The sequence below is a fragment of the Chelatococcus sp. GCM10030263 genome, from assembly GCF_042666455.1.
Lineage (GTDB): Bacteria > Pseudomonadota > Alphaproteobacteria > Rhizobiales > Beijerinckiaceae > Chelatococcus.
In genome coordinates this window covers 781,455-793,355 of the sequence record NZ_JBHTDB010000003.1, presented here as the reverse complement: position 1 = coordinate 793,355, position 11,901 = coordinate 781,455, and the positions used below count along the sequence as shown (strand labels likewise).

The 11,901-nt window shown below is 63.0% G+C and carries 10 protein-coding genes; 2 read left to right on the top strand and 8 right to left on the bottom strand.

Annotated features, from left to right (window positions below; translation table 11 throughout):
* Positions 1-109: 109 nt before the first annotated feature.
* On the bottom strand, positions 110-1,381 hold the full coding sequence (locus ACFQU1_RS08275; RefSeq protein ID WP_378131205.1) for an ABC transporter substrate-binding protein: 1,272 nt from the start codon (positions 1,379-1,381) through the stop codon (positions 110-112).
* Positions 1,382-2,078: 697 nt separating this feature from the next.
* Between ACFQU1_RS08275 and ACFQU1_RS08270 the strand changes: the two genes are divergently transcribed.
* Positions 2,079-3,215 (top strand): mandelate racemase/muconate lactonizing enzyme family protein, encoded by a 1,137-nt coding sequence (locus ACFQU1_RS08270; RefSeq protein ID WP_378131202.1) that lies wholly within the window; start codon positions 2,079-2,081, stop codon positions 3,213-3,215.
* Positions 3,216-3,514: 299 nt separating this feature from the next.
* On the opposite strand, the gene ACFQU1_RS08265 is transcribed toward ACFQU1_RS08270, so the two are convergent.
* The 6 genes from ACFQU1_RS08265 to ACFQU1_RS08240 form a co-directional block, all read right to left on the bottom strand.
* Complete coding sequence (locus tag ACFQU1_RS08265) at positions 3,515-4,168, bottom strand: isochorismatase family protein (protein ID WP_378131200.1); 654 nt, start codon at positions 4,166-4,168, stop codon at positions 3,515-3,517.
* A 65-nt stretch (positions 4,169-4,233) separates the two neighbouring features.
* Positions 4,234-4,596 (bottom strand): RidA family protein, encoded by a 363-nt coding sequence (locus ACFQU1_RS08260; protein ID WP_378131198.1) that lies wholly within the window; start codon positions 4,594-4,596, stop codon positions 4,234-4,236.
* Between the two features lie 22 nt (positions 4,597-4,618).
* Positions 4,619-5,893: a M20 family metallopeptidase gene (locus ACFQU1_RS08255; protein ID WP_378131196.1), complete on the bottom strand. Its 1,275-nt coding sequence runs from the start codon at positions 5,891-5,893 to the stop codon at positions 4,619-4,621.
* A 35-nt stretch (positions 5,894-5,928) separates the two neighbouring features.
* A complete protein-coding gene (locus tag ACFQU1_RS08250) occupies positions 5,929-6,810 on the bottom strand; it encodes an ABC transporter permease (protein ID WP_378131194.1) in 882 nt (293 codons plus the stop codon).
* 4 nt (positions 6,811-6,814) lie between these two features.
* Complete coding sequence (locus tag ACFQU1_RS08245) at positions 6,815-7,771, bottom strand: ABC transporter permease (protein ID WP_378131191.1); 957 nt, start codon at positions 7,769-7,771, stop codon at positions 6,815-6,817.
* Between the two features lie 25 nt (positions 7,772-7,796).
* Entirely contained in the window at positions 7,797-9,389 is a 1,593-nt protein-coding gene (locus ACFQU1_RS08240; RefSeq protein ID WP_378131189.1) for an ABC transporter substrate-binding protein, read from the bottom strand.
* A 253-nt stretch (positions 9,390-9,642) separates the two neighbouring features.
* Here ACFQU1_RS08240 and ACFQU1_RS08235 point away from each other — a divergent pair, with 253 nt between their 5' ends.
* The gene (locus ACFQU1_RS08235; protein ID WP_378131186.1) at positions 9,643-10,527 is read left to right on the top strand and encodes a MurR/RpiR family transcriptional regulator; all 885 of its coding nucleotides are present in this window, start codon (positions 9,643-9,645) and stop codon (positions 10,525-10,527) included.
* Here the strand turns inward: ACFQU1_RS08235 and ACFQU1_RS08230 are convergent.
* Positions 10,524-11,762, bottom strand: a complete 1,239-nt coding sequence (locus ACFQU1_RS08230; protein WP_378131184.1) for a Zn-dependent hydrolase — start codon at positions 11,760-11,762, stop codon at positions 10,524-10,526. The genes ACFQU1_RS08235 and ACFQU1_RS08230 overlap by 4 nt on opposite strands.
* Positions 11,763-11,901: the final 139 nt, after the last annotated feature.

Sequence of the window (11,901 nt, the reverse complement as noted above, 5' to 3'; positions counted from 1 at the left end):
CCGCACCCCGACCTGACCCCTGCGCCGGGCCATCGCATGGCTTTGTCGAGGCCCAGGCAGCGACAAAGGCGGCTCCGTCCAGAGGCGCAGGACGGAGCCGTTCGGTTCGTTACTTGCGCTTCAGATCGTCGACGATCTTCTTCATCTGGGCCGCCCCCCAGGCCGCCGCCTTGGCGGGATCCTCGCCCTGCAGAACGACGCGCTGGACGACGACTGCGGGAAGATCGCGGGCGATGATGGCGCCCACATAGGGATTGACGACGCCCGACTCCTTCACCGTCTTCCCGTCGACGACTGCGCCGGCCTCGGTATGGAAATCAAGGCTGTTGGAAGTATCGAAAGCCTTTTCGCCGAATTCGTTGCGCCCCTTCATCAGGGCCGAACCGGCCTTGATGACCTCCGCCTGCACATCCTTCAGCGGCGGGATGAGATGCGGGAAAGCGGTGAGTGAAAACTCCTTCGCACGGTCGCCGGTCACGATGTATTCGAGGAACTTGCGGGCTGCAGCGGTATGATCGGCGCCGACTTTGGGCGTGGCCACGGCATAGCTGTCGGCGCTGACATATTTCACAGCTATTCCCGTCGGCCCGACCGGCAGGTCGGCCACGGCCGTCTTGTCGAAGAGATCAGGTCGGTTGGAGGCGGCATTGGCGGCCAGGCGTCCGGCATAGATGTCCATCGCCACCGTGCCGGTCAGATAGGCATTGATCATTTCATTGTAAGAATAGGAACCGATCCCTGGCGGCGAATATTTCGCCATCGTTTTCAAAAAGGTCAGCGCCTTGACCGTTCCTGGATTGTCGAAGGTGACATTCAGGTCCTTATCGAAATAGGTGCCCCCCGCAGCCCACATCAGTGTGCTGAGGAAGATGCTCGTCATGCGGTTCTTGCCGGCCGGAAAGACGAAGCCGTAGGTGCCGTTGCCGGTTAGCGCCGCAGCGGCCTTCTCGAGCTCTTCCCAGGTCTTCGGTGGGGTGATGCCCTTCGCGTCCAGAAGATCCTTGCGATAGAAGAAGACACTGAAATTGCCGAGTGTATAGGGAACCTCATAGAGCTTGCCCTCGACCTCGGTCAGCGAGCCGTCTGCAAAGTCCTCCCTGCCGATCTTGTCGACCAGATCGCCGGTTTCCTCGATATAGCCGCGCTGGGCAAAGCCGAAGAGCTCCTCAGGGAGGATCTTGTAAACGTCCGGCATGGTCTTGGCGGCGGTGGCGGCCATCACCTTCTGCAAACGCGCGTCGGTACTGACGGCTTCCATCTGCACCTGGATGTCCGGGTTCTTCGCCTCGAAATCGGCGATCGCCTTGTTGAAGAAAGCAATGCTCGGCGGATCCGTCTCGTTGTGCAGGAAGCGGACGACGTCTTTTGCGTCGGCGGGCATGGCTGCACCCAGCAGTCCAACGCAGGCGGCAAGAGTGGAAAGCAGAGTCCTATTTGGCACCCTTGGTCCCCTCCATAGCGTTTCCTCGATGAGCGCTCATCTTTTGTTATTGAGCGCCTATTTATTTTTAGTCTGATGCCGCAGCCGGAATTGATCTGGCCCTCCGGCTCTTGGTCTATGGCCATAACATAGCTGGCCATGGCGCATTACACTGCGCCCGGGTTCTGCGCGAAACCTTGCACTCGGCCCGACACCCTTCCCGCCGCAACGAGATCGCTCCGTTACGACGGGCAAAGATGCTCCTTCTAATTAACATATTCGCCCGCGCAGTAAACATATTTTCACACTGCAATTCCAAATAGTCACAAGGTCGGCGCAACTCAACGACGGCCAAAAGAATGCACTCTCGCTGTTGCGAGCGTTGCTGCGATGTCTCGGGGGCAGTGCCCAAAACCGAGGCCACCTGCGGTCAGCCGGATGAAATCTTCAACCAGATCAGCCTGCGATTCCCTCGGCCGCTTTCTAGTTAAAGGCTTGAGCTCGTCCGCGGATTGAGACGCGAGATCCTGTCCACAATCTCGATGACTTCGCCTCTCCATTTCTCAATGAGGCGTTTCAGGAGTCGACAACGCCTGCATACGGGTGTTGTCATTGTGGTGATTATCCCCATCCGAGTTGCGGGCTCTCGCGAGGTGTCATGAAGATTGCCGATATCACCGCCTTCCCGATCACGGTCCCCGTGCCGCCGGAGCGCCAGGTCACCCTTGGTATCGGCCGTATGGTCAAGCGCGACACGGTCATCGTAAAGGTCACGACCGATGACGGGCTCGTCGGTTGGGGAGAGTCGCACCACGGGCGCGCGCATATCGCCGTCGCAGCGCTCATCAACACGACCCTCAAGCAGCTGGTGCTGGGCATGGAGGCGAGCGACACGAACGGCGTCTGGGCGAGGATCTACAAGTTCCAGCTCGGTAGCCACGGCATGGGTGCGGCCTGCGCCATGGCTATGAGCGGCATCGATATTGCGCTCTGGGATATTCGCGGCAAGGCGGTGGGCTGGCCCATTTATAAGCTGCTCGGCGGGGCTCTCCGCAAGATCCCCGCCTATGCGGGCGGCATCGCCCTTGGCTATCAGGCGGCGGAGGACCTCGTCGCGGAGGTCGGCGGCTTCGTCGAAGAAGGGTACAAGGCGGTGAAGTTGCGGATCGGCGACACGCCGGAGGCGGATGTGGAGCGGGTCCGGGCCGTGCGCGCCAGGTTCGGCGACGAACTCGATATTCTGACCGACGCCAATGCTGCCTACAGCTTGAGAGACGCGCGTCGCGTGCTGCCCTATTTCGAGGAATGTCGCGTCGGTTGGCTGGAAGAACCGTTCCCGGCCCACGACGACCGCCTCTATCGCGAGGCGAAGGCGCTGTCGCGCGTGCCGCTTGCTGCCGGCGAGAACCATTATACGCGGTTCGAGTTCAGTCGCCTGATCGAGGCAGAGTCGGTCACCATTCTCCAGCCGGATATTTCAAAGGCCGGAGGCATCACGGAAACGCTCAGGATCGCCGCCATGGCTTCGGCACAGAAGCTGCCGGTCCACTGCCATTCCAGTATGGGCATCAATATGGCGGCGACGATGCATGTGATGAGCGCCATCGACAACGCCGGCTATTTCGAGGCGGACTGCTCTATTGATAATCCATTGCGCGACGAGCTCGTCCATCCGCCCGCGCGTGTCGCGGCCGACGGCACGGTGAGTGCCCCTGATGCTCCTGGACTGGGTATTGAGGTGAACGAGGACTTTATTCGCCGGCATCCCGGCGCCTCAGGGCCGGGCTACATCTGAGGAGAGCTAGGGGGCGCTCGGATCGCAACCTACTGTTCTGTTCGGGTGGTTCTCATCTTCCGGTTCGCTTGACCCCCGACCTGTGGTGGTCGACTGGTCGGTGACGCTCCAATGCGAGACTGTTGGGAAGGTTGGCAAGCGGTATGGAGTACTCGCCCGTGTGGTGAGTGGACTCACGGTTGCGCCCGGAACCAATCCAGCTTCCTAAGCGCCGCAACCTTGGAGAGGTGCCGCCAAGCCTCCATTCTTGCGGCTAGGCTCGGGTGGGGCATATATGCGACTTGGTCGGCGCGCCTCACCTAGCGCTCTCGGAGGCCTCCAAGATAACGCACGACATTCCCGGTGGGCTCGACATCGGCATAGCGCATATCGATATCGATGAGATTGCATTGGTGGGCGAGCGGTGAGCGGTCGCCGACCGCTTCCTTCGCGACGATCGTATGATAACCGGCATTATGGGCGCTTTCAGCGGTGGAGCGTACACAGCCGCTCGTACTGCAGCCGGTGATGATCAGGGTGTCGACCCTGCGCGCGATGAGGTGGCCCTGGAAGGCCGTTCCCCAAAAGGCTGAGGCGCGCTGCTTCTCGATGAGGATCTCATTGTCGCGGCGCGCCAGCCTCGGATCGAGCTCGGGCCGGGCGCTGTCGCGTTCAAGCGCTCCTTGCGCAGAGGTGTGCAGAAGCTTGCGGCCGACCGGACCTGCTGCTTCCTCGCCGGCGGCATCGAAGGCCATCGTGGTGAAGAATATGGGCACGGAACGGCTGCGCGCCGTCTCCAGGATGGAGAGGATCGGCTCCATGACGCCGGCCACATTGGCCGAGCCGAGCGGCGAACTCTCGTCGAGCCAGGAGCGCGCCATGTCGATCACGACGACCGCCGGCCGCTCGCCATAGCCGACGCGGCCGCCGAAACCCCGGCTTAGGTAAAAGGTACGTACCTCTTCGTAGTCCACTATTCACCTCACATGATGGCGGTGGAATTTCGGGCCCGGCCGATGAACGGCCGAGCCCGTTCCCCTCATTGATCTTTCATTGCGATCGCTTCGATCTCGACATCGGCGGCAATGGCCACCTCGGCGCGCACGCAGGAGCGGGCCGGCGGGTCTTTTGGGAAGAACTTCCGATAGACGTCGTTCACGGCATCGAAATCTTTCATGTCGCGGAGGAATACGGTCGTCTTGACGATATCGCCGTAGTCATAGCCGGCCTCCTTGGCGAGCGCGCCGAGCTTCTGCAGCACGAGTTCGGTCTGCGCGGCAATGCCTTCGGGGATCGAGCCGTCAGGGCGGGTCGGAACCTGGCCGGAGAGGAAGAGCATGGAGCCGCATTGCACGGCCGGCGTGAGCGGTACGGGCAGAGGCTCGCCGATAAAGCGCTTCATGATGATATCCTTGGCGGTTGAGTTAGACGGAGCCGAGCAGCGACAGCGCAAGCGCGGCATTGATGCGGGTGGCCTTGATGAGCTCGTGCACCGGCACGCATTCACCGTCCGAATGGGCGACGGCGATATTGCCGGGACCGAAAACGATCGCCGGAATGCCGAGCCTGTCGTTGAACAGGGCGGCATCCGACCAGAAGGGAACGCCCGTCGCCTTCGGTGCGATTCCGGCGATCGCCTCCGCGTGGCGCAGGCATTCCCGCACAAGAGGATGGGTAGGGTCGGTATCGAGCGGCGGATGCGACGGCAGTTCCGGGCAGGCGGGTGTGAAGTGAGCCTCGGCCTTGAGCCCCGGCAACTGCCCTCTGACGTCGGCGAGCCAGCTATCGATCTCAGCCTTGACGAGTTCAAGCGTCTCGCCCGGAATCCGGCGCCGATCCATATAGACGGTGCAGGTGTCCGGTACCGTGGCGCCCGGCGGCTTGACCCCCGGCCCCTGGCGCAGCACCGTGCCAGCCTCGTTGCGGGCGTGGCCGATGATGGCTCCGACATTGAGCGAGGCGGAGCCCAGCAGTGGGTGGGAGCGCGTCAGGCCGCGCAGCAGGAGATCCTCCTCGACAGCCGTGACGATGCGCGCCGCGTGATAGATGGCGCTGACACCATTATGCGGTGCGCTCGAATGCGCGGCGACGCCCTCCACCTCGACGCGGTAATAATCGAAGCCCTTGTGGGCGACGATGACCTTGAGGTCGCTCGGCTCGGCGACCACCACCATGTCGGCGCGCGGACCATTTTCAATCACGTCCAGCGTGCCGAGGCTGGTGCCATCCTCCTCGGCGATGACGCCGGTGAAGATGAGATCGCCGGCGAGCGGCACGCCTGCGCGCTTCAGGCCGATCATCGCATAGAGCTGGGCGGCGAGCCCCGCCTTCATGTCGCAGGCGCCGCGCGCGAAGAGCTGGCCGTCGATAATGCGCGGCGCGAAGGGTTGCGGCATCTCGCCCGGCGGCACCGTATCGGTGTGGCCGTTGAACATGAGCCGCGGGCCGCCGCCTGTGCCGGGCAGCACCGCGATCACGTTGCAGCGGCCGTCGCGTACCTCGCGCAATTCCACCGCGATGCCCTCGGCGGCCAGCAGGTCGCGAATATGCGTCGCGACGGGCGTCTCGTGACCGGGGGCGTTGCGGTGGGATTCGATGGCGAGAATGTCGCGCGAGATGCGCAGGATCTCGTCTTCGCGGAAGCGCTCGAGGAGCTCGTCGAGGCCCCGCGCCGAAGCGGGTATTGAGGCGGATGACATAGGCATGTTCTGTGGTGACCTCGACGGATGGATGATCAATGATGTCCGGAATGGGGATCGAAGTAATCGCGCAGCGCGTCACCGAGAATATTGAAGGAGACGACGGCGAAGACGATCGCAAGACAGGGATAGACGACGAGCTCGGGATTGCTGAAGATATAGGGCATGCCGTCGGAGATGAGATTGCCCCAGCTTGGGAACGGCAGTTGCACGCCGAGCCCGAGGAAACTGAGCGTCGCCTCGGCGCGTAGCGCGGTAGCGGTCCACAGCGCACCGCTGACAATGGCCGTACCGATGACATTCGGCAGGATGTGCCGCGTCATGATCTGCCAATCGGTGGCGCCGGTCACCCGCGCGGCTTCGACGAAGGGGCGCTCCTTGACTGCGAGCGTCTCGGCGCGGGCGAGGCGAATGAAACGGGGAATAAACGAGAGAGCGAGCGCGATGACCACGTTCTGTGCGCCCGGGCCGAGCGCGACCAGCACCAGGATGCCGACAACGACAGTCGGAAACGCCAGCAGCATATTAGCGATCTCGGACACGACCGCGTCTACGAGCCCGCCGCGATAGGCGGAGACGATGCCGATCGCGACGCCGATCGCGATGCCGGCGATCACCGACGCGAGCGAGATGATGATGGAGGCGCGGCTCGCATAAAGAAGGCGCGAAAGCATGTCGCGGCCGTATTCATCGGCGCCGAGCCAGTGGCTCGCGCTCGAAGCTGCGAAGCGCGACAGCATTCTCTGTGCCAGCGGATCATAGGGCGCGAGCCACGGCCCGAAGCAGGCGAGCAGCAGAAGAATGCAGCAGCCTGCCGTACCGACCATGGCGAGCGGATTACCGAGCGCCGCCCGCAAGGCGCGCCGGCTGCGTGAGCGCAGCTGAATGCCGGAGGTATCGATATCTGCGGCGGACATGGCGTCAAGCCGTCAGGCGGATACGCGGATCGATCCAGGAATAGAGGAGATCGACCGCGAAATTGATGATGATGGCTGTCAGCACATAGACGAGCAGCACCGATTGCAGCACAGTATAGTCCCGCTGGGCGATGCCGCCCATGATCAGCCGGCCGAAGCCCGGCCGCGAGAAGACGATTTCGATGGCGATGGAATCGCCGATCATGACGATGGCATAGAGGCCGAGAAAGGTGACGATCGGTACGAGCGCGTTGCGCAACACGTGCCTGTAGAAGATCGTTCCTTCCGCCACGCCCTTGGCGCGCGCGGTTCGCACGAAATCCTCACGGATGAGATCGAGCACCACCGCGCGCGTCAGTCGCGTCAGATAGGCGGCCATGCCGAGCCCGCCGGCGAGCGACGGCAGGATCGCGTAATAGAGAAGGCTCCCCAGGTTGCCGGCATCGCCGCCGCCGACGACCGGAAACCAGCCGAGCCAGACGGCAAAGGGGATCATCAACAGGATGCCGATGACGAAGCCGGGAATGACCAGGCCGGTCAGCGAGATCGTCCGCGCCACCGCATCGATCCAGGAGTTTTGCCGCCGTCCCGCCAGGATGCCCAGCGGCACACCAATGGCGGAGCCGATGACAAGCGCCCCGATCACGACCGCCGCCGTGAAGGGCGCGACCTGCAGGATGAGCTCCGAGACGGGCTTGCCGAGGGCGAGCGAAAGCCCAAGGTCCCCGCGCAGGACATCGCCGATGAAAACGAGATATTGCGTCAGCAGTGGTTGATCGAGGCCCATCTGCCGGCGCAACAACTCCACGCCTTCGGCGCTCATCTGCTGGCCCATGAGCGCGTCCGCGGCGTCACCGGGAATAGTCCTCAGCGCGAGAAAGACGAACGTCACCGCCAGCCAGAGGGTGACGACCGCCCGCAGGGCGCGTTTGGCCAGCATGGCGGAGCTGAGCTGTTGCATGGAGAGCCCTCGCGCTAGCGGCCACTCAGTCCTTCAGCCGCGTGAGCTGGCTGTAGCGATATTCGAGCGCCAGCGAGGATTTGAGCTCATAGCCTAGGTCTACGCGCTTGCTCCGCACGAGCGGCTGGCCCGTGAAGATCGCCGGCACAAGGACGAACTGATCGGCCACGCGCTGCTGCGCCTCGACAAGGAGCTTGCGCCGGGTCTCGATCTCTGGGCTCGCGCTCACCTTGTCGAGCAGGGCATCGAAGGAGGGATCGTGCCACCCCGAGAAGTTGCGCGTCGCGCCCGTGCGGAAGGCGCGCGACAGCAGGATCTCGGCGTTGGGATAAGTAATGTCGCCGAAGAGAACGAGCGGATTGACGAATTTAACGATCTGACTGTGGTAGTAGGCGTGGTCGACACGGTTGAGATTGACCGTGATGCCAACCTGCTTCAGTTGCTCCTGCATGAGCACCATCATTTGGCGATAGTCGTCGCGTTCGCTGATGATCATGTCGAGCGTGATGCCGGACCGATGGCCGGCGTCGGCGAGCAACTTCTTCGATTGGTCGGGATCGTAGGTCCACTTCTGCGCGTCCGAGAAATCGCTTGGTGTGGCGGCGCCGAAATAGGCGGGGCCGATCATCTGCGTCGGAACCGTCGCGACCGGGCCAAGCAACGTCTTCAGATCAGCCGAGTTGATGGCATGGGCGATCGCCTGGCGCACGCGGATGTCGTCGAGCGGCTTCATGCGCGTGTTGATATGGAGCCACCAATTGATCTCGGGACCCTTGTTGTCGATGATGTAGCCCTGGCTCGCGAGCCGCTCGAGCACCTGCCCGTCGAGAGCGGCGCGCATGCTGTCGATCTCGCCCGTGCGCATCGCGAGTTCGCGAGCCGCCGAACTCGGCATAAACCGGATGACGACTTCGTCGACATGCGGCTTGCCGCCCCAATAGGCGTCGTTGCGCACCATGACGACCTTGTCCTTCGACACATAGTCCTTGAACTGGAAGGGGCCGGTGCCGATCGGATTGAGGCGCATCGCAGCCGCGCCACGTGTCTCGAAAGCCTTCCTGGAGACCATGAGTCCAACGGATTCGGTGTCCGACGCGACCGTCGAGAGAAAGAACGGGTCTGCAGACTTCAAGGTAATGCGCAGGCTGTGCGGGTCAACAATCGTGACCGAGTCCACATTCGCGTAATTGGCCGACCAAGGCGAGACCTTGGGGTCCATATAGCGATCGAGTGAAAACTTGACGTCCTCGGCGGTGAATTCCCCGAAACCGCCGTGCCACTGCACCCCTTTGCGCAAGGCGAAGGTATATACCTTGCCGTCCTCGGACACCGTCCAGGATTCGGCCAACGCCGGCACAAAATCCGTCGAGACCGTTCCCGGTGGATAGGCGACGAGCCCTTCCATGACGACGGTAACGATGGGCACTTCCGCCGAGACCCAGGCGAGTATCGGATCGAGCGAACTGATATCGCCGGCGGAAATGGCATGAGTGATGCGGTTGACGCCGCCTTTCGCCTGCGCCGAAGCCGGCGAAGGCACGAGGCCCGGAGTGAAGGCTCCCAAGGCGGCTGCGGCCGCGGTGTGGACAAGAAGCTGGCGACGATCGATCCCGGTCATGTTCCCCTCCACGCTCAAGGCGGGTTTTGTTGCCGATCATGCTACTCCTGGAACGTAGTTTTGCAACGCGAAATTTTCGACGCCTGTCTGAAAATTGTGCTGCACCGCTTATAAGTTCGACAAAATGGCGAATTAGCTGGCGTAGTTTTACTATGCTGCCGGGTGTTGGCTTGCGTTGACAGCGACCCGGCCACTCCTGCACAACGGCTGCTGTCGGGCGCTGTCGCCGTCCGGAGGCATGGGGTCTAACGCGATGCGAATTTCACCCGGCATCTTCAACCGCATGCAGATCGAGCTCGCAAAGCTGAACAGGGCCGAGCGACGCGTCGCCGATGTGGTGCTGGCCAACCCTCATGCTGCCACCGGCATGTCGATCGGCGAATTGGCGAGCGCGTCCGAAGCGAGCGAGCCGACCGTGCTGCGGCTCGTGCGCAGGCTCGGTTGTGGCGGTTTTTCCGACTTCAAGCTGCGGCTCAGTCAGGACCTCGCAGTCAGCGAGATGTTTGTTTTCTCTGAGAGCGATGCGCCGCCGCGCGCTGCCGCCGAGGTGGCCGAGAGGGTTTATCAATCGGCGGCGCAAGCCCTGTCCCACAGCTTCTCGCAGCGTGATCCGGAAGCCCTGCAGGCTGCTGCGGACGCCATCCTCGCGTCCTCCCGCGTGTTCTGCTTCGGCATCGGCGGCAGCTCCGCCAATCTGGCGATCGAGGCGACGACGCGGCTCTTTCGCTACGATGTACATGCCACGGCGAGCAGCGATCACTATCACCAGCGTATGATCGCAGGTCTGTGCGAGCCCGGCGACGTCATCCTCGCCTTTTCCGTTACCGGCCAGCCACCGGCACTCGTCGAATCGGTGGAAATCGCGCGGGAACTCGGCGCCGTGGTCATTGCGGTGACCCGTCCAACGTCGCGACTGGCGCGCGCCAGCACTATCGTGCTGCCGCTCGACATTCCCGACCATCAGCGTCATTTTCAGATCCCCCATCGCAGCCGTTACGGCCAGCTCTTCATTCTCGATTGCCTGGCCACGCTCGTAGCCACGGAGAGGCTGAACAGCTCAGCCGACAAGTTGCGCGGCTTGAGGGCTCTTCTCCTCAAGATGAACGGCCCCACGGACGAGCAGCCGATCGGCGATTAGTAGGCGAGCTTGTAGAGCGATGCCGCTAAAACCTTGATGCCGGCGACGATATCGTCGATCGAGGAGAATTCCTCCGGCGTGTGACTGCGACCATCCTTGCTGCGGACGAAGATCATCGCCACCTTGGCCACCGCGGCCATCTGCTGGGAATCGTGTCCCGCGCCGCTCGCCATCAGCATGAATGGTACCTCCTGGCTGCGGGCAGCCGCCTGCAGAGTTCCCAAAAGCCCCGGATCGCTGGGGCAGGCCCGGTGATCAATGAGCACCTCCCAGGAGAGGTCGAGCCCGCGGCGCGCCGCGACCTCTTGCATCAGGCGCTCGTGTGAGGCGTGTAGCCGCGCGCAAGCTTCCGGATCGGGATGGCGCGCGTCGATCGTGAAATGGACGCGTCGCGGAATAACCGCCGGCATGTTGGGCTCGGCCTCCACGCGCCCGACCGTCGTCACCGCCGGCCTGCCCCAACGATGTGCCGTGTCGACCACGCCCGACGCGATCTCGGCGAAGCCCGCCATGGGGTCGCGTCGCAAGTCCATGGGAAAGGCGCCGGCATGGTTTTGCGTACCCTCTAGCGTGACGAGGTAATGGCGAATGCCGGTGATGCCGGTCACCACCGCCACCGGAAGGCCCGCCTGCTCCAAGATTGGACCTTGCTCGATGTGGAGTTCGATAAAGGAATCGATGTCGTGGCGGCGGGCTTCCGGAATGCGCGCCGGATCAAGGCCGACCTCGCGCATCGCCTGGGCGATGGTCTCGTTCGCGAGCCCACGAATGCGGCCCGGGTCCTCGGGGCTGATGCGGCCGATGATGGCGCGGGAGCCCCACCAGCTTGCGGCAGGAAAGCGGCTACCTTCCTCCTCGCAGAGCGCGACCGCCTCGAGCGGACGCCGTGGCGCGCCGTATTTTTCCTTCAGCGCCCGAAGCGCGATGAGGCCGGCGAGGGCGCCGAGCGTGCCATCATAGCGTCCGCCGGGCGCCTGCGTATCGATATGCGAGCCGGAGACGATCGCCTTGCCGCCATCGGTGCCGTCGAGCCGCCCCCAGACATTGCCGACGGCGTCGCGCTTCACCTTGAGACCTGCGTCCTCGCACCAGCGGGCATAGAGATCCGTGGCGCCGACCCACTCGGGCGAGTAGACGGTGCGCCAAACACCCGTATCGCTATGGGCACCGAAGCGCGCCATTTCCATGATGAAGCGCTCGACGAGCGCGGGATCGATGGCAATCTCGTCTGTCATGGGCACATCTCCGGATGATCGGATATCTTGCGGGCGCCAGTCGGACATTCGAAGCCGAGTGGCAGATCAAGCTTCCGTCTTGTTACACGAACCGTCGTCAAATAGTGAGCGAATTCAGTTGAGGTATTTGCTTCATATT

Bases quoted from the DNA above. Each gene is read 5' to 3' on its own strand.
- ACFQU1_RS08255 (WP_378131196.1), bottom strand. From the start codon at position 5,893: ATGTCATCCGCCTCAATACCCGCTTCGGCGCGGGGCCTCGACGAGCTC.
- ACFQU1_RS08275 (WP_378131205.1), bottom strand. From the start codon at position 1,381: ATGCCCGCCGACGCAAAAGACGTCGTCCGCTTCCTGCACAACGAGACG.
- ACFQU1_RS08230 (WP_378131184.1), bottom strand. From the start codon at position 11,762: ATGACAGACGAGATTGCCATCGATCCCGCGCTCGTCGAGCGCTTCATC.
- ACFQU1_RS08235 (WP_378131186.1), top strand. From the start codon at position 9,643: ATGCGAATTTCACCCGGCATCTTCAACCGCATGCAGATCGAGCTCGCA.
- ACFQU1_RS08240 (WP_378131189.1), bottom strand. From the start codon at position 9,389: ATGACCGGGATCGATCGTCGCCAGCTTCTTGTCCACACCGCGGCCGCA.
- ACFQU1_RS08270 (WP_378131202.1), top strand. From the start codon at position 2,079: ATGAAGATTGCCGATATCACCGCCTTCCCGATCACGGTCCCCGTGCCG.
- ACFQU1_RS08250 (WP_378131194.1), bottom strand. From the start codon at position 6,810: ATGTCCGCCGCAGATATCGATACCTCCGGCATTCAGCTGCGCTCACGC.
- ACFQU1_RS08245 (WP_378131191.1), bottom strand. From the start codon at position 7,771: ATGCAACAGCTCAGCTCCGCCATGCTGGCCAAACGCGCCCTGCGGGCG.
- ACFQU1_RS08260 (WP_378131198.1), bottom strand. From the start codon at position 4,596: ATGAAGCGCTTTATCGGCGAGCCTCTGCCCGTACCGCTCACGCCGGCC.